The 21820-nt window shown below is 55.7% G+C and carries 21 protein-coding genes; 16 read left to right on the top strand and 5 right to left on the bottom strand.

The window, feature by feature from the left end; translation table 11 throughout:
• Positions 1-69: 69 nt before the first annotated feature.
• The 5 genes from proY to OVA10_RS19715 all read left to right on the top strand — a co-directional run bounded on the left by proY (position 70) and on the right by OVA10_RS19715 (position 6760).
• Positions 70-1443 carry a proline-specific permease ProY gene (proY, locus tag OVA10_RS19735; protein ID WP_181827404.1) on the top strand — a complete coding sequence of 458 codons (1374 nt, stop codon included), beginning with the start codon at positions 70-72 and terminating at the stop codon, positions 1441-1443.
• 160 nt (positions 1444-1603) lie between these two features.
• Positions 1604-3421 (top strand): maltodextrin glucosidase, encoded by a 1818-nt coding sequence (gene malZ, locus OVA10_RS19730; RefSeq protein ID WP_268196659.1) that lies wholly within the window; start codon positions 1604-1606, stop codon positions 3419-3421.
• A 200-nt stretch (positions 3422-3621) separates the two neighbouring features.
• Positions 3622-4263, top strand: a complete 642-nt coding sequence (locus OVA10_RS19725) for a hydrolase (protein WP_100777438.1) — start codon at positions 3622-3624, stop codon at positions 4261-4263.
• A 55-nt stretch (positions 4264-4318) separates the two neighbouring features.
• Entirely contained in the window at positions 4319-4864 is a 546-nt protein-coding gene (locus OVA10_RS19720; protein WP_100777437.1) for an antibiotic biosynthesis monooxygenase, read from the top strand.
• A gap of 21 nt (positions 4865-4885) precedes the next feature.
• Positions 4886-6760 (top strand): amidohydrolase, encoded by a 1875-nt coding sequence (locus tag OVA10_RS19715; RefSeq protein ID WP_268196658.1) that lies wholly within the window; start codon positions 4886-4888, stop codon positions 6758-6760.
• A 101-nt stretch (positions 6761-6861) separates the two neighbouring features.
• Here the strand turns inward: OVA10_RS19715 and OVA10_RS19710 are convergent, their stop codons facing one another.
• Together OVA10_RS19710 and acpH are read right to left on the bottom strand one after the other, a co-directional pair.
• Positions 6862-7464 carry a peroxiredoxin gene (locus OVA10_RS19710; protein ID WP_100777435.1) on the bottom strand — a complete coding sequence of 201 codons (603 nt, stop codon included), beginning with the start codon at positions 7462-7464 and terminating at the stop codon, positions 6862-6864.
• A gap of 127 nt (positions 7465-7591) precedes the next feature.
• Positions 7592-8173, bottom strand: a complete 582-nt coding sequence (gene acpH / locus OVA10_RS19705; protein WP_268196657.1) for an ACP phosphodiesterase — start codon at positions 8171-8173, stop codon at positions 7592-7594.
• A 91-nt stretch (positions 8174-8264) separates the two neighbouring features.
• Here acpH and queA point away from each other — a divergent pair, with 91 nt between their 5' ends.
• The 6 genes from queA (at position 8265) to OVA10_RS19675 (ending at position 15222) form a co-directional block, all read left to right on the top strand.
• Positions 8265-9335, top strand: a complete 1071-nt coding sequence (gene queA / locus OVA10_RS19700; RefSeq protein WP_181827407.1) for a tRNA preQ1(34) S-adenosylmethionine ribosyltransferase-isomerase QueA — start codon at positions 8265-8267, stop codon at positions 9333-9335.
• A 53-nt stretch (positions 9336-9388) separates the two neighbouring features.
• Complete coding sequence (tgt, locus tag OVA10_RS19695) at positions 9389-10516, top strand: tRNA guanosine(34) transglycosylase Tgt (protein ID WP_100777432.1); 1128 nt, start codon at positions 9389-9391, stop codon at positions 10514-10516.
• Positions 10517-10537: 21 nt separating this feature from the next.
• Positions 10538-10870: a preprotein translocase subunit YajC gene (yajC, locus tag OVA10_RS19690; protein WP_064325012.1), complete on the top strand. Its 333-nt coding sequence runs from the start codon at positions 10538-10540 to the stop codon at positions 10868-10870.
• A 26-nt stretch (positions 10871-10896) separates the two neighbouring features.
• Positions 10897-12744: a protein translocase subunit SecD gene (gene secD, locus OVA10_RS19685; protein ID WP_248859743.1), complete on the top strand. Its 1848-nt coding sequence runs from the start codon at positions 10897-10899 to the stop codon at positions 12742-12744.
• 10 nt (positions 12745-12754) lie between these two features.
• Entirely contained in the window at positions 12755-13726 is a 972-nt protein-coding gene (gene secF / locus OVA10_RS19680) for a protein translocase subunit SecF (protein ID WP_100777430.1), read from the top strand.
• 110 nt (positions 13727-13836) lie between these two features.
• Positions 13837-15222 (top strand): M24 family metallopeptidase, encoded by a 1386-nt coding sequence (locus OVA10_RS19675; RefSeq protein WP_268196656.1) that lies wholly within the window; start codon positions 13837-13839, stop codon positions 15220-15222.
• A gap of 69 nt (positions 15223-15291) precedes the next feature.
• On the opposite strand, the gene OVA10_RS19670 is transcribed toward OVA10_RS19675, so the two are convergent.
• Positions 15292-16176, bottom strand: a complete 885-nt coding sequence (locus OVA10_RS19670; RefSeq protein WP_123429442.1) for a nucleoside-specific channel-forming protein Tsx — start codon at positions 16174-16176, stop codon at positions 15292-15294.
• 266 nt (positions 16177-16442) lie between these two features.
• Positions 16443-16982, bottom strand: a complete 540-nt coding sequence (locus OVA10_RS19665) for a DUF3251 domain-containing protein (protein WP_268196655.1) — start codon at positions 16980-16982, stop codon at positions 16443-16445.
• A gap of 152 nt (positions 16983-17134) precedes the next feature.
• Between OVA10_RS19665 and nrdR the strand changes: the two genes are divergently transcribed.
• The 5 genes from nrdR (at position 17135) to thiL (ending at position 20741) form a co-directional block, all read left to right on the top strand.
• The gene (gene nrdR / locus OVA10_RS19660; protein WP_064325018.1) at positions 17135-17584 is read left to right on the top strand and encodes a transcriptional regulator NrdR; all 450 of its coding nucleotides are present in this window, start codon (positions 17135-17137) and stop codon (positions 17582-17584) included.
• Positions 17585-17588: 4 nt separating this feature from the next.
• A complete protein-coding gene (gene ribD, locus OVA10_RS19655; RefSeq protein ID WP_268196654.1) occupies positions 17589-18692 on the top strand; it encodes a bifunctional diaminohydroxyphosphoribosylaminopyrimidine deaminase/5-amino-6-(5-phosphoribosylamino)uracil reductase RibD in 1104 nt (367 codons plus the stop codon).
• A gap of 87 nt (positions 18693-18779) precedes the next feature.
• Positions 18780-19250, top strand: a complete 471-nt coding sequence (ribH, locus tag OVA10_RS19650) for a 6,7-dimethyl-8-ribityllumazine synthase (RefSeq protein WP_100777426.1) — start codon at positions 18780-18782, stop codon at positions 19248-19250.
• Between the two features lie 21 nt (positions 19251-19271).
• On the top strand, positions 19272-19691 hold the full coding sequence (gene nusB, locus OVA10_RS19645) for a transcription antitermination factor NusB (protein ID WP_100777425.1): 420 nt from the start codon (positions 19272-19274) through the stop codon (positions 19689-19691).
• A gap of 78 nt (positions 19692-19769) precedes the next feature.
• Positions 19770-20741 carry a thiamine-phosphate kinase gene (gene thiL, locus OVA10_RS19640; RefSeq protein ID WP_268196653.1) on the top strand — a complete coding sequence of 324 codons (972 nt, stop codon included), beginning with the start codon at positions 19770-19772 and terminating at the stop codon, positions 20739-20741.
• 97 nt (positions 20742-20838) lie between these two features.
• On the opposite strand, the gene OVA10_RS19635 is transcribed toward thiL, so the two are convergent.
• Entirely contained in the window at positions 20839-21813 is a 975-nt protein-coding gene (locus tag OVA10_RS19635) for an aldo/keto reductase (protein WP_268196652.1), read from the bottom strand.
• Positions 21814-21820: the final 7 nt, after the last annotated feature.

The following is a 21820-nucleotide window of genomic DNA, read 5'->3' as shown; positions in this document are numbered from 1 at the left end:
AATTGTTTAACCACGGGGCTTATGGCCCCGTGGTTTTTTGTTTTTTTCGAGTTGAATGGCAAGATTTAAATGGAAAGCACGAACAGACTCAAACGTGGGCTAAGTACCCGCCACATTCGTTTCATGGCGCTTGGCTCGGCAATCGGGACAGGCCTTTTTTATGGCTCGGCAGATGCCATCAAAATGGCCGGACCCAGCGTGCTGCTGGCGTACATTATCGGCGGCGTCGCGGCCTATATCATCATGCGCGCGCTGGGTGAAATGTCGGTACACAATCCGTCAGCCAGCTCTTTCTCGCGCTATGCCCAGGAAAACCTCGGCCCGCTGGCGGGCTACATTACCGGCTGGACCTACTGTTTCGAAATCCTGATCGTGGCGATAGCCGACGTGACGGCGTTCGGCATCTATATGGGCGTCTGGTTCCCGCTGGTGCCGCACTGGATCTGGGTGCTAAGTGTGGTGCTGATCATCTGCGCCATCAACCTGATGAGCGTGAAGGTCTTCGGTGAGCTGGAGTTCTGGTTCTCCTTCTTCAAGGTAGCGACGATTATCATCATGATTGTGGCGGGCTTTGGCATCATCATCTGGGGGATTGGCAACGGCGGGCAACCGACCGGCATCCACAACCTGTGGAGTAACGGCGGGTTCTTCAGCAACGGCTGGCTGGGGATGGTGATGTCGCTGCAGATGGTGATGTTTGCCTATGGCGGTATCGAAATTATCGGTATCACCGCGGGTGAGGCAAAAGATCCCGAGAAATCCATTCCGCGCGCCATCAACTCGGTGCCGATGCGTATCCTGGTGTTCTACGTGGGCACGCTGTTCGTGATTATGTCCATCTATCCATGGAATCAAGTCGGGACTAACGGCAGTCCGTTTGTGCTGACCTTCCAGCACCTGGGCATCGCGTTTGCCGCCAGTATCCTGAATTTTGTCGTGCTCACGGCGTCGTTCTCCGCCATTAACAGCGACGTTTTCGGCGTAGGGCGTATGCTGCACGGCATGGTAGAGCAGGGCAACGCGCCGAAAGTGTTTGCGAAAACCTCTCGTCGCGGCACGCCGTGGGTCACGGTGATGGTGATGACCGTCGCTCTGCTGCTCTCGGTCTATCTGAACTACATCATGCCTGAAAACGTCTTCCTGGTGATTGCGTCTCTGGCGACCTTTGCGACGGTCTGGGTGTGGATCATGATTCTGATTTCGCAGATTGCGTTCCGCCGCCGTCTGCCGCCGGAAGAGGTGAAAGCGCTGAAATTTAAAGTGCCGGGCGGCGTCGCGACCACGGTCGTTGGCCTGATTTTCCTGGTCTTTATTATTGGGCTGATTGGCTATCACCCGGACACCCGTATCTCCCTGTACGTGGGCTTTGCGTGGATTGTTCTGCTGCTGGTGGGATGGGCGTTTAAACGCCGCCGCGAGCGCCAGCTGGCCGAAGCGCAGTAACATAAAAATGCCGGGTGGCGCTCTTCTTACCCGGCAAACATGCTTTTCGCGGTAAAACGCCTCCTCCCTCCACCTCCTCCCCCAATAAACCTTTTCATGATGAGTTATCCTCCACTACGCTGTGGCAAGGTGGCCTCAATTTCATCAAAGGGGATACGTGATGTTGAACGCCTGGCACCTTCCGGTTGCCCCATTTGTTAAGCAAAACAAAGACAACTTAGTGATTACGCTGTGGCTGACGGGAGAAAATCAGCCGGAGCGCGTCATGCTGCGCGCCGAAGTGGATAACGAAGAGACGGCGCTGACCATGCATAAACAGCGCACGCAGCCGCAGCCGGGCGTCACCGCCTGGCGAGCCACCATTGATCTGTCCCAGGGCCAGCCGCGCCGTCGCTACAGCTTTAAGCTGCTGTGGAACAACCGCCAGCTGTGGTTTACTCCGCAGGGCTTTAGCCGTTTCCCACCCGCACGGCTGGAGCAGTTTGCCGTCGATAACCCGGACAACGGCCCGCAGTGGGTGTACGACCAGGTCTTCTACCAGATCTTCCCTGACCGCTTTGCCCGCAGCCAGCAGCGCACGGCCGCTCAGGATCAGGTCTATTTCCACCATGCGGCGGGCCACGACATTATCCGTAAAACCTGGGATGAACCGCTGACGGCGCAGGCCGGCGGATCGACGTTTTACGGCGGCGATCTGGACGGGATCAGTGAAAAACTGCCGTACCTGAAAAAACTGGGGGTGACGGCGCTCTACCTCAATCCGGTGTTTAAAGCCCCGAGCGTGCATAAATACGATACGGAAGATTATCGCCACGTCGACGAGCAGTTTGGCGGCGACGAGGCGCTGCTGCGCCTGCGGGAGAACACGCACCGTGAAGGGATGCGCCTGATTCTCGACGGCGTGTTTAACCACAGCGGGGATTCCCACGCCTGGTTTGACCGCCACAATCGCGCCACGGGCGGCGCCTGTCACAATCCGGAATCTGCCCAGCGCGACTGGTACAGTTTTAACGAAGAGGGGCGGGCGCTCGACTGGCTGGGCTATCCGAGCCTGCCGAAACTCGATTTTCAGTCCCCGACGCTGGTTGACGAAATCTACGGCGGCGAAGACAGCATCGTGCGCCACTGGCTGAAAGCGCCGTGGAACATGGACGGCTGGCGTCTGGACGTGGTGCATATGCTTGGTGAAGCGGGCGGCGCGCGGAACAATCTTCAGCACGTAACCGGCATTACCCAGGCGGCCAAGGCCGCGCAGCCTGAAGCCTTTGTGTTTGGCGAGCATTTTGGCGATGCGCGCCAGTGGCTACAGGCCGATGCGGAAGACGCGGCGATGAACTACCGTGGATTTACCTTCCCGGTATGGGGATTCCTCGCCAATACCGATATCTCTTACGATCCGCAGCACATCGATGCCCAGACCTGTATGGCGTGGATGAATAACTATCGCGCCAGCCTGTCCCATCAGCAGCAGCTGCGGATGTTCAATCAGCTCGACAGCCACGATACCGCGCGCTTTAAATCCCTGTTAGGTAAAGATGTGGCGCGCCTGCCGCTGGCGGTCACCTGGCTCTTTACCTGGCCGGGTGTGCCGTGCATCTACTACGGCGATGAAGTGGGTCTGGATGGCAACAACGATCCGTTCTGCCGCAAAACCTTCCCGTGGGAGAGTGAGAAACAGGACAAAAACCTGCTGGCACTCTATCAGCGCCTGGCGAAACTGCGTAAGCACAGTCAGGCGCTGCGCTACGGCGGCTGTCAGGTGGTCTATGCCCATGACAACGTGGTGGTGTTTGCCCGCGTCTATAACCAGCAGCGCGTGCTGGTGGCGATTAACCGCGGAGAGGCCTGTGAAGTTGTTCTGGACGACTCTCCGTTGCTCAATCTCCAGACCTGGTTACTGAAAGAGGGCAAAGGGGATATCCAGGAGGGCGTATTGTCTCTGCCTGCCATTTCTGCCACGGTCTGGTTCGGTAATTAGCCCCTTTCTGCAACGGGCATACGCTGCCCGTTGCAGAATATTCCCCAAAGTCGTTCGGTTAAATTAAACAGAGCGGACAAATATCTTTACTATCCCGCCAATCTATTCTCGCTATACTCAATTTGCTTTATCAGTCAGGGCCCGACCACATATCGCACACATTTAGTTTTCTTTTAACGTATTGATTAAAAGGTACATTTATGTCTATCCGCGAACTGATTGACCCATCAAACTCCACGCTTATTTTTATTGATCACCAGCCGCAAATGTCGTTTGGTGTGGCGAATATTGACCGCCAACTCCTTAAGAATAATACGGTTGCACTGGCGAAAGCGGGCAAAATATTTGATGTGCCGGTTATCTACACCTCGGTCGAAACTAAAAGTTTTAGCGGTTATATCTGGCCGGAATTACTGGCTGTTCACCCTGATGTGAAACCGATTGAACGCACCTCGATGAACTCCTGGGAAGATGATGCGTTTGTTGCGGCAGTCAAAGCAACGGGCCGCAAAAAACTCATCATCTCGGCCCTGTGGACCGAAGTGTGCCTGACTTTCCCGGCGCTGATGGCGCTGGATGAGGGCTTCGAAGTCTATGTGGTAACTGACACCTCGGGCGGCACTTCCGTCGATGCTCATGAGCGTGCTATCGACCGTATGGTGCAGGCCGGTGCCGTTCCGGTGACCTGGCAGCAGGTACTGCTGGAGTACCAGCGCGACTGGTCTCGCAAAGAGACTTACGACGCGGTAATGGATCTGGTGCGTGAGCACAGCGGAGCGTACGGGATGGGCGTCGATTATGCCTATACCCTGGTTCACGGCGCGCCTGAGCGTAAAGCGTAAATCCCTCCCGGCGGGTTGATTGAACCCGCCATTTTCATCAGACCTGGATACTCTCATGGCGCAAAATTCACATGTGACGCTGGTGATCACCCATACCCTGCTGGCCGGACAGGCGGCGCGATACGAACAGTGGCTGGGCAAAATCATGCCCGTGGCCGCAGAATTTCCCGGACACCTCGGCGCGAACGTGATTCGCCCGACGGAAGGGCAAGATCTGTGGACGGTCATTATCCGCTTCGACACCCTCGAACACCTCTATGCCTGGACGCAGTCCGATACCCGTTCAGTGCTGGTCAAAGAGATCGAACCGCTGCTGGCCGAAGGGGACAAAACGGAAGTGCGCACCGAGGCCGCGTTCTGGTTTACGCCGCCGGAGACGCATGTGCGCAAGCCGAAACAGTGGAAACAGTTTCTGATGACGCTGATGGTGATTTTCCCCAGCACGCTCGTCGTACCGCAACTGACCGGCGCGCTGCTTCCAGGCCTGAAAGGGTCTTTATTCCTGCATTTGCTTAACGATGCTTGTGTGGTCGCGCTGGTGGTCTGGTTGTGGATGCCCATCGTGACCCGCCTGTTCGCCGGGTGGCTGAAAAAAGCCTGATCCGGCTCAAAGGAGTACGTTATGTCTCAAACTGCCACACTGATCTTAACCAAAGGTCAGATCCATACCCTTGATCGTGAAAATCCGCTCGCTGAGGCGGTGGCCATTGCCAACGGCAAGATCCTCGCCACCGGCAACCACGACCGGGTGATGAGTTACGCCACCGAAGGGACGCAAATTGTCGATCTGAAAGGGAGCACGGCGATCCCCGGTCTCAACGATTCGCACCTGCACCTGATTCGCGGCGGGCTGAACTACAACCTTGAGCTGCGCTGGGAAGGCGTACCGTCGCTGGCCGATGCCCTGCGGATGCTGAAAGAGCAGGCCGATCGCACCCCAACGCCCCAGTGGGTGCGCGTGGTCGGCGGCTGGAGCGAATTTCAGTTTGCCGAACGGCGGATGCCGACGATCCAGGAGCTGAACGACGCGGCGCCGGATACACCGGTGTTTGTGCTGCATCTCTACGATCGTGCGCTGCTGAATCGCGCGGCGCTGAAAGCTGTCGGCTACACCAAAGAGACGCCAAACCCGCCGGGCGGTGAAATCGTCCGTGATAATAACGGCAACCCCACCGGGATGCTGATCGCCAAACCGAACGCGATGATCCTCTATTCCACGCTGGCGAAAGGGCCAAAACTGCCGCTGGAACAGCAGGTGAACTCGACGCGCCAGTTTATGCGTGAGCTTAACCGCTTAGGGTTAACCAGCGCGATTGATGCGGGTGGCGGCTTCCAGAATTACCCGGAAGATTACGAAATCATCGAAGAGCTGCACGCCCAAGAGCAGATGACGATTCGCATCGCCTATAATCTCTTTACCCAGCGGCCAAAGCAGGAGCTGGAAGATTTCGAACGCTGGACCGATATGCTCAAACCGGGACAGGGCACCGATTTCTATCGCGCCAACGGGGCGGGGGAAATGCTGGTCTTCTCGGCGGCAGATTTCGAAGATTTCCTGCAGCCGCGCCCGGATCTGCCAGAGGGGATGGAAGACGAGCTGGAGCGCGTGGTGCGTCATCTGGTGGAGCAGCGCTGGCCGTTCCGTCTTCACGCCACGTACGACGAATCTATCAGCCGGATGCTGGACGTGTTCGAAAAGGTGAACCGCGACATACCGTTTAACGGCCTGCACTGGTTCTTCGATCACGCGGAAACCATCACCGAGCGTAACATCGAGCGCGTAAAAGCGCTGGGCGGCGGGATTGCGGTGCAGCATCGCATGGCGTTCCAGGGCGAGTATTTTGTCGATCGTTACGGCAAAGAGGCGGTGAAACACACGCCGCCGGTCGCGAAAATGCTGGAGCTGGACGTGCCCGTGGGCTTAGGCACCGACGCCACCCGTGTGGCGAGCTATAACCCGTGGACGGCGCTGTACTGGCTGGTCTCCGGTCGCACCGTGGGCGGACTGTCGATGTATGACGACAGCAACCGTCTGCCGCGTGATATCGCGCTGGAATTGTGGACGGCAGGCAGCGCATGGTTCTCCAGCGAGCAGGGTAAGAAAGGCCGCATCGTGGCAGGGCAGCTTGCGGATCTGGTGGTGCTATCGAAAGACTACTTCAGCGTGCCGGAAGAGGAGATCAAAGGCATCGAGTCGGTGCTGACGGTAGTGGATGGCAAAGTGGTGTACGCCGCCGGACAGTTTAGTCCGCTGTCGCTGTCGCCGCCGCCGATCCCGGTTCTGCCGGAGTGGTCGCCAGTGGTGAAAGTGCCGGGGCATTACCGCTCAGCGCCGCCAGTGGCCTCAAATGTCGGCGCCGTTGTGCAGATGCATCAGTGCATCGGCAGCTGCGGAGTCCATGGGCACCAGCATGGGATTGCGCGCCAGTCGGGCATTCCGGTATCGGATGACCAGGCATTCTGGGGCGTGCTGGGCTGCTCGTGTTTCGCGTTTTAACCTGATGATGAGGCCGGGTAGGGCGAAGCTCACTCCCGGTGCAGGGTTAAGAGAAAACAAAAAGGCTCGCCTAAGCGAGCCTTTTTTATCATCCGTGCCGATTACAGGCTGGAGACGTTTTCAGTCAGGTATTTAGCCACGCCGTCTGGAGACGCGTTCATGCCTTCTTTACCTTTTTCCCACTGAGCCGGGCACACTTCGCCGTGCTCTTCGTGGAACTGCAGCGCGTCAACCATACGCAGCATTTCGTCGATGTTACGACCCAGTGGCAGATCGTTCACTACCTGGTGACGCACGATGCCGTTCGCGTCGATCAGGAAGGAGCCGCGCAGTGCAACGCCAGCGTCCGGATGTTCGATACCGTAAGCCTGCTGGATTTCGCGTTTGATGTCCGCAACCATTGCGTATTTCACTGCACCGATGCCGCCTTTGTCGACAGGGGTGTTACGCCATGCGTTGTGTACAAATTCGGAGTCGAAGGAAACACCCACAACTTCAACGCCACGTTTCTGGAACTCTTCGTAACGTTTGTCGAATGCGATCAGTTCAGACGGGCAAACGAAAGTGAAGTCCATTGGCCAGAAGAACAGAACGGTAGGTTTACCGTTGGTGTGCTGTTTGAAATTAAAGTTTTCAACGATTTCACCGTTGCCGAGAACGGCTGCAGCTGTAAAATCCGGAGCCGGACGAGTGACCAGAACCATGTGATTCTCCTGTAGTAACTAAGGTTATTTGGAACGCAACGCGGGCCAGTATAGAGAGTGTTCAGCATTAAGACAAAGAGGCGCTGACAATCGTTCAGCCAGTTTTTACCTATCAATCACACTTCTATTAAAGTTGTTTGTTTTTCGCCTGCGCCATCATGCGCGGATAGAACTGCCAGAAACGGGTCTCCAGCGCGTCGTAATGGGTGTCCAGATCCTGCCAGGAGTCGCGCAGGGCATCCAGCCGCGGACGGCGGCTCGCCATACCGTTCAGCACGCGCTGAATAAATTCCATCTCGCTGTAACGCTCAAGCCAGCGTTCGGACCAGAGATAGTCGTTCAGATTGACAAAGCGCGGCGGCGAGTCCGGGAGAATGAGCGCCACCTGCGAATGGGCATAGTGAACAAATTCCGGCAGCGGCAGCTCGGGTGAGAGCTGCGACCAGTGGCGCGAGAGAAAATGATCCCACATCACATCCAGCGTAATCGGCGCCACGCGGCGGGTTTCAGGTCGAAACCACGCCTTCGCTTCTGTCACTTCCGGCAGGTTATCGGTCAACACATCGATGCGACGATGCATGAAAATACCCTCCACCACCTCCTCGGAATAGTCCTCTGCCGGGTTGCCGCGAACAAAATCGGCCAGCAAATTGCCCGAAAGTGAGCTGTCGGCGAGGTGGGCGAGGTGCAGGTGTGCGAGAAAATTCATGCGTTTTGGTATCCGGATACGGCTAGTTGTTGCAGCAAAGAGGTGTGAGCACTAGACTAAGCCGCCTGTTTTTAAGTCACGAGTATAAGTCATGCGCGTCGCCGATTTCTCCTTTGAATTACCTGAATCCCTGATTGCCCACTATCCGCAGCCGGAGCGCAGTGGTTGCCGCTTGCTGTCGCTGGACGGGCCAACGGGCGCGCTGACGCACGGTACTTTCACCGATCTGCTCGATAAGCTCAACCCTGGCGATCTGCTGGTCTTTAACAATACCCGCGTGATCCCGGCGCGTCTGTTTGGCCGCAAAGCCAGCGGCGGCAAGATTGAAGTGCTGGTCGAACGTATGCTCGATGACAGACGTATTCTGGCACATATTCGCGCCTCCAAAGCGCCGAAGCCGGGCGCTGAGCTGCTGCTGGGTGATGACGAAAGCATCAACGCCACCATGACGGCCCGTCACGGCGCGCTGTTTGAAGTCGAGTTTAACGACGAACGCCCGGTGCTGGATATTCTGAACGCCATTGGCCACATGCCGCTGCCGCCGTACATCGACCGCCCGGACGAAGACGCCGACCGCGAGCTGTACCAGACGGTCTACAGCGAAAAACCCGGCGCCGTTGCTGCACCGACTGCCGGTTTGCACTTTGATGAACCGCTGCTGGAAAAACTGCGCGAGAAAGGCATCGAGATGGCGTTTGTCACGCTGCACGTCGGCGCGGGGACGTTCCAGCCGGTGCGCGTGGATTCTATTGAAGACCACATCATGCACTCCGAATACGCGGAAGTGCCGCAAGAGGTGGTTGACGCTGTGCTCGCCGCCAAAGCGCGCAACAACCGCGTGATTGCGGTCGGCACGACCTCCGTTCGTTCGCTGGAAAGCGCGGCGCAGGCGGCTAAAACCGACCTGATTGAGCCATTCTTTGGCGACACGCAAATCTTTATTTACCCAGGCTATCAATACAAAGTGATCGATGCGCTGGTGACGAACTTCCATCTGCCTGAATCGACTTTGATTATGCTGGTGTCGGCGTTTGCCGGTTATCAGCATACTATGAACGCCTATAAGGCTGCGGTAGAACAAAATTATCGCTTTTTTAGCTACGGGGACGCGATGTTTATCACGTACAATCCGCAGGCTTTGAATGAGCGTGTCGGGGACTGATTCCGCGACACCGTATGAAAACGTCGGACTGTTTTTCTGACGCTGGAGAAAAAATGAAATTTGAACTCGATACCACCGACGGACGCGCGCGCCGTGGCCGCCTGGTGTTTGATCGCGGCGTGGTTGAAACGCCAGCCTTTATGCCTGTGGGCACCTACGGCACCGTAAAAGGGATGACGCCGGAAGAAGTTGAAGCGACCGGCGCACAGATTATCCTCGGTAACACCTTCCACCTGTGGCTGCGCCCAGGCCAGGAAGTGATGAAACTGCACGGCGATCTGCATGATTTCATGCAGTGGAAAGGTCCAATCCTGACCGACTCCGGCGGTTTCCAGGTGTTCAGCCTGGGTGATATCCGTAAAATCACCGAACAAGGCGTACACTTCCGTAACCCGATCAACGGCGATCCGATCTTCCTCGATCCTGAAAAATCCATGGAAATTCAGTACGATCTCGGCTCTGACATCGTGATGATCTTCGACGAATGCACGCCATATCCTGCAGACTGGGATTACGCGAAGCGTTCAATGGAGATGTCTCTGCGTTGGGCGAAGCGTAGCCGTGACCGTTTTGACGGGCTGGAAAACAAAAATGCGCTGTTCGGGATTATTCAGGGCAGCGTTTACGAAGATTTACGCGATATCTCTGTTAAAGGTCTGGTAGAGATAGGTTTTGATGGCTACGCTGTCGGCGGTTTGGCTGTGGGTGAGCCGAAGGAAGACATGCACCGTATTCTGGAGCATGTTTGCCCGCAAATCCCTGCGGATAAACCGCGATACCTGATGGGCGTGGGTAAACCAGAGGATCTGGTTGAAGGTGTGCGCCGCGGCATCGATATGTTCGACTGCGTCATGCCAACCCGCAACGCGCGTAACGGACACCTGTTTGTTACCGACGGTGTGGTGAAAATCCGTAACGCGAAGCATAAAAATGACACCAGCACGCTGGATGCTGAGTGTGATTGTTATACCTGTCGTCACTATTCTCGCGCATATTTGTATCATCTTGATCGTTGCAATGAGATTTTAGGCGCGCGTCTCAATACCATTCATAACCTTCGTTATTATCAGCGCTTAATGGCTGGTTTACGTAAGGCTATCGAAGAGGGTAAATTAGAGAGCTTCGTGACTGATTTTTACCAACGCCAGGGTCGTGATGTTCCACCTTTGAACGTTGACTAATTTAATAATGAGGGAATTTGAATGAGCTTTTTTATTTCTGATGCGGTAGCAGCAACAGGCGCTCCGTCGCAGGGCAGCCCGATGTCTCTGATTCTGATGCTGGTGGTGTTTGGTCTGATCTTCTACTTCATGATCCTGCGCCCACAGCAGAAACGTACCAAAGAACACAAAAACCTGATGAACTCCATCGCGAAAGGCGATGAAGTGCTGACCAATGGCGGTCTGGTGGGTCGTGTGACGAAAGTGGCTGAAACTGGCTACATCTCTATCGCACTGAACGACACCACTGAAGTGGTTATCAAACGTGACTTCGTTGCTGCCGTACTGCCGAAAGGCACGATGAAGGCGCTGTAATCCAACTTTTCCCAAAGGGAACTGCCGTGTTAAACCGTTATCCTTTGTGGAAGTACATCATGCTGGTCGTCGTGATTATCGTCGGCCTGCTGTACGCACTTCCCAACCTGTATGGTGAGGATCCGGCCGTTCAAATCACTGGCGCGCGCGGTGTCGCCGCCAGTGAGCAAACGCTGATCCAGGTCCAGAAAACGTTACAAGAAGAAAAAATTACCGCTAAGTCTGTGGCACTGGAAGAGGGCGCAATTCTTGCTCGCTTCGACACCACCGACACGCAGCTCCGCGCACGTGAAGCGCTGATGGGCGTGCTGGGTGACAAATATGTCGTGGCGTTAAACCTTGCTCCTGCAACCCCGCGTTGGTTAGCCTCTATCAATGCAGAGCCGATGAAACTCGGTCTTGATCTGCGTGGCGGCGTTCACTTCCTGATGGAAGTGGATATGGATACCGCGCTCGGCAAGCTGCAGGAACAGAACATTGATAGCCTGCGCAGCGATCTGCGTGAAAAAAGCATTCCTTACACCACCGTGCGTAAGGACGATAACTATGGTCTGAGCATCACCTTCCGTGACGCAACGGCTCGCGATCAGGCGGTCGATTATCTGGCTGCACGTCATCGCGATCTGGTGATTTCTCGCCAGGGTAGCAATCAGCTGCGTGCCGTCATGACCGATACGCGTCTGAGCGAAGCGCGCGAATACGCGGTTCAGCAAAACATCAATATCCTGCGTAACCGTGTGAACCAGCTGGGTGTTGCTGAGCCACTGGTACAGCGTCAGGGTGCTGACCGTATTGTGGTCGAGCTGCCAGGTATCCAGGATACCGCGCGCGCCAAAGAGATTTTGGGTGCGACAGCCACCCTGGAATTCCGCCTTGTGAACACCAACGTGGATCAATCCGCTGCGGCATCGGGTCGTGTTCCGGGTGACTCAGAAGTGAAACAGACACGTGAAGGTCAGCCGGTTGTGCTGTACAAACGCGTGATTCTGACCGGTGACCACATCACCGATTCCACTTCGAACCAGGATGAATACAACCAGCCGCAGGTTAACATCTCGCTTGATAGCGCGGGTGGTAACATCATGTCCAACTTCACGAAGGATAACATCGGTAAACCGATGGCGACTCTGTTCGTGGAGTACAAAGACAGCGGTAAGAAAGATGCCAACGGTCGTGCGGTTCTGGTGAAAGAGGAAGAGGTGATTAACATCGCCAACATCCAGTCTCGCCTGGGCAACAGCTTCCGTATTACGGGCATCAACAACCCGAACGAAGCGCGTCAGCTCTCTCTGCTGCTGCGTGCCGGTGCGTTGATTGCGCCGATTCAGATTGTTGAAGAGCGTACTATCGGTCCAACGCTGGGTATGCAAAACATCACTCAGGGTCTGGAAGCCTGTCTGGCCGGTCTGGCGGTTTCAATCATCTTCATGCTCTTCTTCTATAAGAAGTTTGGCCTGATTGCGACTACCGCGCTGATTGCAAACCTGGTGCTGATCATCGGTATCATGTCCCTGCTGCCAGGGGCGACGCTGACCATGCCGGGTATTGCGGGTATCGTTCTAACCCTTGCGGTGGCGGTTGACGCCAACGTATTGATAAACGAGCGTATTAAAGAAGAACTGAGCAACGGTCGCTCCGTACAACAAGCGATCGATGAAGGCTATAAAGGCGCATTCAGCTCCATCTTCGATGCGAACGTGACAACACTGATTAAGGTTCTGATCCTGTATGCAGTGGGTACTGGCGCGATCAAAGGCTTTGCTATCACCACCGGTATCGGTGTGGCAACGTCAATGTTTACCGCTATTGTCGGCACCCGTGCCATCGTGAACCTGCTGTATGGCGGCAAGCGCGTCAAAAAGCTGTCTATCTGAGGAGTGCGTTGTGGCACAGGAATATACTGTTGAACAATTAAACCATGGCCGTAAAGTCTGGGACTTTATGCGCTGGGACTACTGGGCCTTCGGCATTTCAGGTTTCCTCCTGATTGTGTCTATCGCCATTATCGGTGTCCGTGGTTTTAACTGGGGTCTCGATTTCACCGGTGGTACGGTGATCGAAATTACCCTCGAAAAACCGGCTGACATGGACCAGATGCGTCTGGCGCTGCAGAAAGCGGGCTTCGAAGAGCCGCAGCTGCAGAACTTCGGCAGCAGCCGCGACATCATGGTGCGTATGCCTCCGGTTCACGATGCCAATGGCAGCCAGGAGCTGGGCAGCAAAGTCGTTAACGTGATTAACGAAGCGACCAGCCAGGATGCCACGGTTAAACGTATCGAATTCGTCGGCCCAAGCGTTGGGGCAGATCTGGCGCAGAATGGTGCTCTGGCACTGCTGGCCGCGCTGATCTCGATTCTGGTGTACGTTGGTTTCCGTTTCGAATGGCGTCTGGCGGCCGGTGTGGTTATCGCACTGGCGCACGACGTGGTTATCACCATGGGTGTGTTGTCTCTGTTCCATATTGAGGTTGACCTGACCATCGTGGCCTCGTTGATGTCGGTTATCGGTTACTCACTGAACGACAGCATCGTGGTATCTGACCGTATTCGTGAGAACTTCCGTAAGATCCGTCGCGGTACGCCGTACGAAATCTTTAACGTTTCTCTGACCCAAACGCTGCACCGTACGTTGATCACATCCGGGACAACCTTGATGGTTATCCTGATGCTGTTCCTCTTCGGTGGCCCGATTCTGGAAGGCTTCTCGCTGACCATGCTGATCGGTGTGTCTATCGGTACAGCGTCTTCTATCTACGTCGCGTCCGCGCTGGCGTTGAAACTGGGCATGAAGCGTGAGCATCTGCTGCAGCAGAAAGTTGAAAAGGAAGGGGCGGATCAGCCGTCCATCCTGCCGTAACGGCAACAGCAATCTGATAACGGAATCCCGGTCGCAAGGCCGGGATTTTTTTATTACAGCTATCTCAAATTTGGTTACTCTCGCATTGTGAATCGCAATGACATGGAGTAATGCCGATGGTCACCCTTTCTTCCATTCCCCAGCCTGCCGTCTGGCATGGCGTGCCTTCCGTAACGTTGAGCGACGAAACTCTGCGTCAGCGAAAAGCCAATGTACTGAGCAAGATGCAACAGCACGGGCTGGACGCGCTGATTGTCTACGCGGATAAAGAGCACGGCGGTAACTTCGAATATCTGACCGGGTTTATTCCCCGCTTTGAAGAGGCGCTACTGGTGCTGCAGGCTTCGGGGGAGGCGGTGCTGGTGCTGGGCAATGAAAACCTGAAGCTGGCCGCCTATGCACGGCTCACAAACCGGGTGATCCATGCTCCGTGGTTTTCGCTGCCCAATCAGCCGATGGATAACAAAAAACCGCTGCCGGAACTGCTGAAGGAAGCGGGCGTAACGGCAGGTAAAACGCTTGGGCTTGCGGGGTGGAAGCTGTTTACCGGCTCGGGTGACGATGCGCATCAGATGTTTGATTTACCCGCTTTTATTGTCGATGCCATTCGCCTGGCGGGAGAGGGGACGGCGCAGCTGCGCAATGCCACGGGTATTTTTATCGATCCTGACGGCGGCGCGCGTACGGTCAACAACGCCAACGAACTGGCGCACTACGAATATGGTGCGAATCTGGCCTCAACGGCGATCCTGACGGCGCTAAATGCCATCGAACCCGGTAAAACCGAAAAACAGATCGCGGCGCTGCTGGCGGCAGAAGGTCAGCCGAATAATGTCGTCACTATCGCCGCGACGGGCGATCGCTTTGCCTGGGCTAACCTTTATCCCGGTGACAAAGTTATTCAGCGCGGTGATAAATTCTCCCTCACCACCAGCTACAAAGGCGGGCTGACCAGCAGAGCGGCATATGTCGTGGCGAATGCGTCGGAGCTTGCGCCCGACGTCGCAGACTATCTCGATGTGGTGGCAAAACCCTATTTCTGTGCGGTCGTCGCCTGGCTTGAACATCTGCACATCGGAATGAAAGGCGGCGAGATGTATGACGTAATTGAGCGGGTATTACCAAAAGCCGAGTATCACTGGCACCTGAATCCGGGGCATCTGGTGGCGGATGAAGAGTGGCTCTGTTCGCCCATTGGTCCCGGTTCGGCCGCGACCTTGAAAAGTGGAATGCTCCTGCAAATCGACATTATTCCGTCGAGAGCGGGATACGCCGGGGCCAGCATTGAAGATACCGTCGCGCTGGCGGATGTCACGCTGCGTCAGACACTGGCAAGCGACTACCCCGCGCTCTGGCAGCGCATTGTGGCGCGTCGGGCATACATTGCCGAGCACATCGGAATCAGGCTGCCGGATGAGGTGCTGCCGATGTCCAACACCGTCGGCTATTTACGTCCGTGGCTGCTGGATCAGGGCCGGGCGCTGGTCTGTAAATAACAAAAAAGCCAGCATTGCGCTGGCTTTTTGATGCCGGATGGCGGTTCGCTAATCCGGCCTGCGGCAGGATTAGAAGTTGTAACCTACAACCAGGTAACCACCCCAACCGGTAGAACGTACGCTGAAATCACCGTTACCGAAGTTCAGGCTCGCGTCGTCGTTCCACTGGCCACCGTTGTGCCAGTAACGAGCAACCACGGAGTAGTGCCAGTGATCGTAGTTCAGCGCCAGGATGTGGCTGGAGGCGATGGAGTCGTTGGTACGCGCTTTCTTACCGTTCAGGTCACGGAAGTCGTTGTCGCCCAGGTCTGAACCCCAGTCAAAGTTGGTGAAACCGATATAGCTCAGGTTACCGCCCCACAGCTGGGTAATTGGCACAAAGTATTTCACTTTGAAACGGTAGCCATCCCACTCGTTTTCGTTCGCGGCACCATAGTTCTGCCACTGGTATTTGGCATACACGTTCATGGACAGGCTCATCGGCAGACCGGTGTCGATGTCAGTACCCAGACCCATGTACCAGGTGCTCTGACGGCCTGATGCGTTGCGGCCCATGTCGTAGATGTAGTTGTTCGCGACATACCACTCTTTGAACGGACCGAAGCTCAGGTCTGCGCCCGTCAGCTTGTCGATAGAGAAGCGCGGTTCGATTTCCATGAACAACGGAGAACCGTGGTTCCAGATACCTTTCGCATCGGTGTTACCACCGAAGAAGACCGGTGCATCGGCGTAACCGTAGAAATCAAACCAGTCTTTCTTGGCGAAAGCTTCGTACTCCAGATAGGTATCGTTGCGGATCTGTGGTCCGAAGCGAGTGTGGTAGCTACCAACCACGTTGACGCTCTGGTGCCACCAGTCGGAAACATATTCAGGTTTTGAATTTTCAGCTGCGTTTACAGCGAAAGCGGAAGACAGTGCCAGAACTGCACCGGCTGCTAGTAATGTTTTTTTCATAATCATGCCACTGATTGAAAATCCCTTTCGGGATGTGAAAGATGCGCGAATTGCGTTTCTAAATATTTCGTGTTTCTGCGGAGCCTATTATAGGAATCCCTGCTCACAAAAATATGTGTTGTTTCACATATCTCTCATGCGCGTAATCGATTGCGTTCACGTTTGCGTACTTTAAACGGCGGGGATTGTAACGGCAATCATTTATCTTGCCAATGTTTCGGGATGTAAGAGAGAGCGGAACGCGGTAAACGTTCCGCTAAAGAGTGTTACTGGGCGGCAGGCTGAATATCGTGGATACGGATGAAACCTAACTGCTCTGGCGTGGTACCGTTTAACTGCAGTGGGATATCGACATCGCTCGGTGCGAGCACGCTGGCAGGGGCGGTAATCAGCTGGTTTTGCACGTTAACCTCCTGATAGCTTTCGGTCGTTCCCTGCAGCTGGCCCCATTCGACCGTGCCGCTAAAGGCTGGCAGCGGATCGTTGGACTGGCCCTGGATGCGCAGGGTGGCGTGTGTGCCGTCGGCGTTAGGTGCCATATTGACCAACGACATGCGCAGCGTACCAATTTGACTTTTCAACAGTGCAGGCGTGTTGGCGCCAGGCAAAAGATAAACGCCGCTACTGGATTTCGCATTCAGGGCATTTTGCTGCGTGATTTTAACCGTTTCCTGGTTCAGCTTAGTCATCGCCGTGTTGAGCGTATTAACGCTCTGTTTCATCTGGCGAACTTCGCTTTGCTGTGCGCAGGCGCTAAGGGTGAAGAGGCTTCCCACCACGAGGATTCTTAGGTAACGTCTTGTCATTGCGTTTAATTCCTTGAAATAACGGATGTCCTAATGGTAGCCAGTAACTCGCCGTCAGGTATAGATCCTTTGTCTCAAAAGCGCTCTTCCTTTGTTGTCGGCCCAGTTCAGGGTAAAATAGAGTTCAGTTAACCAGATAGCCAGGACACCGTATGCATTGCCCATTCTGTTCCGCTGTGGATACCAAAGTAATCGACTCCCGTCTTGTAGGTGAAGGCTCCTCTGTCCGTCGTCGTCGGCAGTGTCTGGTCTGCAACGAACGTTTCACCACCTTCGAAGTGGCAGAGCTGGTGATGCCGCGCGTGGTGAAAAGTAACGATGTACGCGAGCCATTTAACGAAGAGAAACTGCGCAGAGGGATGCTAAAAGCACTGGAAAAACGGCCAGTCAGCGCAGATGACGTCGAAATGGCGCTTAATCACATTAAATCGCATCTGCGTGGCACCGGCGAGCGCGAAGTGCCGAGCAAAATGATCGGCAACCTGGTGATGGAGCAGCTCAAAAAGCTCGATAAAGTGGCGTACATCCGCTTTGCTTCCGTCTATCGCAGCTTCGAAGACATCAAAGAGTTCGGCGAAGAGATCGCCCGCCTACAGGATTAAGCCCATGCAGGATGAGATTTACATGGCGCGAGCGATGAAACTCGCGCAGCGCGGACGCTTCACCACCCATCCCAATCCGAACGTGGGCTGCGTGATTGTCAAAGACGGCGTTGTTGTGGGCGAGGGTTTCCATTATCGCGCCGGTGAGCCGCATGCTGAAGTGCATGCGTTACGCATGGCGGGCGAAAAAGCCCGTGGCGCAACGGCCTATGTGACCCTTGAACCCTGCAGCCATCATGGCCGCACGCCGCCGTGCTGCGAAGCGTTAATTGCCGCAGGCGTGGCGCGCGTGGTGACCTCCATGCAGGACCCGAACCCGCAGGTGGCGGGGCGCGGTCTTTATCGCCTGCAGCAGGAAGGCATCGACGTCAGCTACGGGCTGATGATGAACGATGCTGAGGCGCTGAATAAGGGGTTTCTCAAGCGGATGCGGACCGGCTTTCCCTACATTCAGCTGAAGCTGGGCGCCTCTCTTGACGGTCGCACGGCGATGGCCAGCGGTGAAAGCCAGTGGATCACCTCCCCGCAGGCAAGGCGCGATGTGCAACGTCTGCGCGCGCAAAGCCATGCTATTCTCACCAGCAGTGAGACGGTGCTGGCAGACGATCCGGCGATGACCGTGCGCTGGGAAGAGCTTGATGCCGATACCCGGGCGCTCTATCCCGAGGAAAATCTGCGCCAGCCGCTGCGTATTGTGCTGGATCGTCAGAATCGCCTGACGCCCGAACACCGTATCGTGCAGCAGCCGGGTGAAACCTGGATTGCACGTACGCAAGAAGACAGTCGTGAATGGCCGAACGCGGTGCGCAGCATTATGGTGCCGGAGCATCACGGTCATATCGATTTGGTGGTGCTGATGATGCTGCTGGGTAAACAGCAAGTGAACAGCATCTGGGTTGAGGCCGGGCCTACGCTTGCCGGTGCGTTATTGCAGGCAGGGCTGGTGGATGAACTGATTGTCTACGTTGCGCCTAAACTGTTAGGTGCCGATGCGCGTGGCCTGTTTGTGCTGCCCGGCCTTGAAAAACTGGCCGATGCGCCGCAACTCAAATTCAGCGAAATTCGGCAGGTTGGCCCCGACGTGTGCCTGCATTTAATCCCTGCGTGAGGCTTTCTGAAATAGAGAAGCAGTGCGCGAAGTATTATGATAAAATCCGCCCCCCTGCGGGGCCAAATGAACCCGTAAAGGAAGAGTATGAATATTATTGAAGCTGCTGTTGCTACCCCGGACGCTCGCGTCGCCATCACTATTGCGCGTTTCAACAACTTCATCAACGAAAGCCTGCTGGATGGTGCGATTGACGCCCTGAAACGTATTGGCCAGGTTAAAGATGACAATATTACCGTTGTTTGGGTTCCAGGTGCCTACGAACTGCCGTTGGCAGCGGGCGCTTTGGCGAAAACCGGTAAATACGACGCGGTGATTGCGCTGGGTACGGTGATTCGTGGCGGTACTGCTCACTTCGAATACGTTGCGGGTGGTGCAAGCAATGGTCTGGCGCACGTGGCACAGGATGCTGAAATTCCTGTCGCATTCGGCGTACTGACTACTGAAAGTATTGAACAAGCCATCGAACGCGCTGGCACCAAAGCCGGTAACAAAGGTGCAGAAGCTGCACTGACCGCGCTTGAAATGATCAACGTATTGAAAGCCATTAAGGCCTGATTTTTTTGTAAGGGGAATTCCGTGAAACCTGCTGCTCGTCGCCGCGCCCGTGAGTGTGCCGTCCAGGCGCTCTACTCCTGGCAGTTGTCCCAGAACGACATCGCTGATGTTGAATACCAGTTCCTGGCGGAACAAGACGTCAAAGACGTTGACGTCCTGTACTTCCGTGAACTGCTGTCGGGAGTGGCGACTAATAGCGCGTATCTCGACGGTCTGATGAAGCCGTACCTGTCCCGTCTGCTTGAAGAGCTGGGCCAGGTTGAGAAAGCAGTGCTGCGCATTGCGCTGTTTGAGCTGTCTAAACGTCAGGATGTGCCATACAAAGTGGCCATCAATGAAGCTATCGAACTGGCAAAAACCTTCGGTGCTGAAGACAGCCACAAATTTGTGAATGGCGTGCTGGATAAAGCCGCACCTGCGATCCGTCCCCACAAAAAGTGATCCGCAAACCGGAGTTTCGCACTGCCGCCTGGCTGTGCGGCTCCGGTTTTTTTATTTTTATTTGCTGAGGCATAACGTATGGCATGCGGCGAATTCTCCCTGATTGCCCGTTATTTTGACCGCGTTCGTAGCTCCCGTCTTGATGTTGAAACGGGCATTGGCGACGACTGCGCACTTCTCAATATTCCCGAAAAACAGACCCTGGCTATCAGCACCGACACCTTAGTGTGTGGGCGCCATTTCCTGGCGGATATCGATCCGGCCGATCTGGCCTACAAAGCGCTGGCGGTGAACGTAAGCGATCTGGCGGCAATGGGCGCCGATCCGGCGTGGCTGACGCTTGCACTTACCTTGCCGAGCGTCGATGAAGCCTGGCTTGAAGCCTTCAGCGACGCGCTGTTTGAACAACTGAATTATTACGATATGCAGCTGATTGGCGGTGATACCACGGCCGGTCCGCTGTCGATGACGCTGGCGATCCACGGCTACGTGCCAGTCGGACGCGCTCTGAAACGCTCGGGCGCGAGGCCGGGCGACTGGATTTATGTCACCGGTACGCCCGGCGACAGCGCGGCGGGGCTGGCGATTTTGCAGGATCGTTTAACCGTGAACGACGCCGATGACGCAGCGTATCTGGTGAAACGCCACCTGCGCCCAACCCCACGCATTCTGCACGGCCAGGCACTGCGCGAGCGCGCCAGCTCGGCGATCGATCTGTCTGACGGTTTGATTTCCGATCTCGGGCACATTCTTAAGGCAAGTGGCGTCGGGGCGCGAGTTGATCTCGATACCTTCCCGCTGTCAGAGCAGATGCGTAAACACGTCGAGCCTGAGCAGGCGCTGCGCTGGGCGCTGTCCGGCGGTGAAGATTACGAGCTGTGCTTTACCGTCCCGGAGCTGAATCGCGGGACGCTGGATGTTGTGCTGGGTAACCTCGGCGCGCCGTTTACCTGTATCGGGCAGATTTTGCCTGAGAGCGAGGGGATGCAGTTTGTGCAAAACGGCACCCCTGTGACACTCGACTGGAAAGGGTACGATCACTTCGCGTGATGTCGTGCGGTTTGTTGCCGGGTCGCACTGGGCTTCCCGGCTGATAAAATCACACGCACTGCAGGCCGGGTAAGGCGAAGCCGCCGCCCGGCTTTTTTTATTTAAATCCGACGACCGGATGTTGCTGATAGGGTGTTTCCAGCTCGGCAATCTGCTCCGGCGTCAGCGTCAAATCGACCGCATTCAGCAGTTCATCCAGTTGTTCTTCCCGCGACGTGCCGATAATCGGTGCCGCCACTCCGCGTTTGCTCAGAAGCCACGCCAGCGCCACCTGCGCGCGGGTAGCCCCTGTCTCCTCGGCGATACCGGCCAGACGTTCGGCGATCAGCGCATCGCTTGCCTGGGTATCGTTATACAGATTTTTACCCACTTCATCGGAAACGGATCGCGCGGTGGTTTCTCCCCATGGACGGGTTAAACGACCGCGTGCTAGCGGGCTCCAGGGGATCACCGCCACGCCTTCCTGATAGCACAGCGGCAGCATGTCGCGCTCTTCTTCGCGATAGATCAGATTGTAGTGATCCTGCATAGTGACGAACCGCGCCCAGCCGTGCTGCTTCTGAAGATCCAGCGCTTCGGCAAACTGCGAGGCGTGCATTGACGACGCACCGATGTAGCGCGCTTTACCCGCTTTTACCACGTCGTCCAGCGCTTCAAGGGTCTCTTCTATCGGGGTGTTGTAGTCCCAACGGTGGATTTGCAGCAGATCGACATAATCCATGTTCAGGCGCTTCAGGCTGGCATCAATCGAACGCAGGATTTGCGCGCGGGACAGCCCTTCAGTTAAATCGCCTGAGGGATAGTAAACCTTGGTGGCAACCACCATTTCGTCGCGACGGGTAAAATCCCGCAGCGCGCGGCCCACAATCTCTTCGCTGCTGCCGTCGGAGTAGCTGTTTGCCGTATCGAAGAAGTTAATGCCGCCGTCGAGGGCGTGTTTGATGATAAGGCGGCTGCTCTCTTCCGGCAGCGTCCAGGCATGGTTTCCCCGTTGAGGTTCGCCAAATGTCATACAGCCCAGACAAAGACGGGAAACCTTAAGATCTGTTTTTCCTAACGTGTTGTATTGCATGCTTCCA

This window comes from Lelliottia sp. SL45 (assembly GCF_026672535.1).
In the GTDB taxonomy this organism is placed as follows: domain Bacteria; phylum Pseudomonadota; class Gammaproteobacteria; order Enterobacterales; family Enterobacteriaceae; genus Enterobacter; species Enterobacter nimipressuralis.
This window is presented reverse-complemented; position numbering and strand designations above follow the sequence as displayed.

Coding starts and splice junctions, on each gene's coding strand:
- proY (WP_181827404.1), top strand. CDS start 70: ATGGAAAGCACGAACAGACTCAAACGTGGGCTAAGTACCCGCCACATT.
- malZ (WP_268196659.1), top strand. CDS start 1,604: ATGTTGAACGCCTGGCACCTTCCGGTTGCCCCATTTGTTAAGCAAAAC.
- OVA10_RS19725 (WP_100777438.1), top strand. CDS start 3,622: ATGTCTATCCGCGAACTGATTGACCCATCAAACTCCACGCTTATTTTT.
- OVA10_RS19720 (WP_100777437.1), top strand. CDS start 4,319: ATGGCGCAAAATTCACATGTGACGCTGGTGATCACCCATACCCTGCTG.
- OVA10_RS19715 (WP_268196658.1), top strand. CDS start 4,886: ATGTCTCAAACTGCCACACTGATCTTAACCAAAGGTCAGATCCATACC.
- OVA10_RS19710 (WP_100777435.1), bottom strand. CDS start 7,464: ATGGTTCTGGTCACTCGTCCGGCTCCGGATTTTACAGCTGCAGCCGTT.
- acpH (WP_268196657.1), bottom strand. CDS start 8,173: ATGAATTTTCTCGCACACCTGCACCTCGCCCACCTCGCCGACAGCTCA.
- queA (WP_181827407.1), top strand. CDS start 8,265: ATGCGCGTCGCCGATTTCTCCTTTGAATTACCTGAATCCCTGATTGCC.
- tgt (WP_100777432.1), top strand. CDS start 9,389: ATGAAATTTGAACTCGATACCACCGACGGACGCGCGCGCCGTGGCCGC.
- yajC (WP_064325012.1), top strand. CDS start 10,538: ATGAGCTTTTTTATTTCTGATGCGGTAGCAGCAACAGGCGCTCCGTCG.
- OVA10_RS19675 (WP_268196656.1), top strand. CDS start 13,837: ATGCCGATGGTCACCCTTTCTTCCATTCCCCAGCCTGCCGTCTGGCAT.
- OVA10_RS19670 (WP_123429442.1), bottom strand. CDS start 16,176: ATGAAAAAAACATTACTAGCAGCCGGTGCAGTTCTGGCACTGTCTTCC.
- OVA10_RS19665 (WP_268196655.1), bottom strand. CDS start 16,982: ATGACAAGACGTTACCTAAGAATCCTCGTGGTGGGAAGCCTCTTCACC.
- nrdR (WP_064325018.1), top strand. CDS start 17,135: ATGCATTGCCCATTCTGTTCCGCTGTGGATACCAAAGTAATCGACTCC.
- ribD (WP_268196654.1), top strand. CDS start 17,589: ATGCAGGATGAGATTTACATGGCGCGAGCGATGAAACTCGCGCAGCGC.
- ribH (WP_100777426.1), top strand. CDS start 18,780: ATGAATATTATTGAAGCTGCTGTTGCTACCCCGGACGCTCGCGTCGCC.
- thiL (WP_268196653.1), top strand. CDS start 19,770: ATGGCATGCGGCGAATTCTCCCTGATTGCCCGTTATTTTGACCGCGTT.
- OVA10_RS19635 (WP_268196652.1), bottom strand. CDS start 21,813: ATGCAATACAACACGTTAGGAAAAACAGATCTTAAGGTTTCCCGTCTT.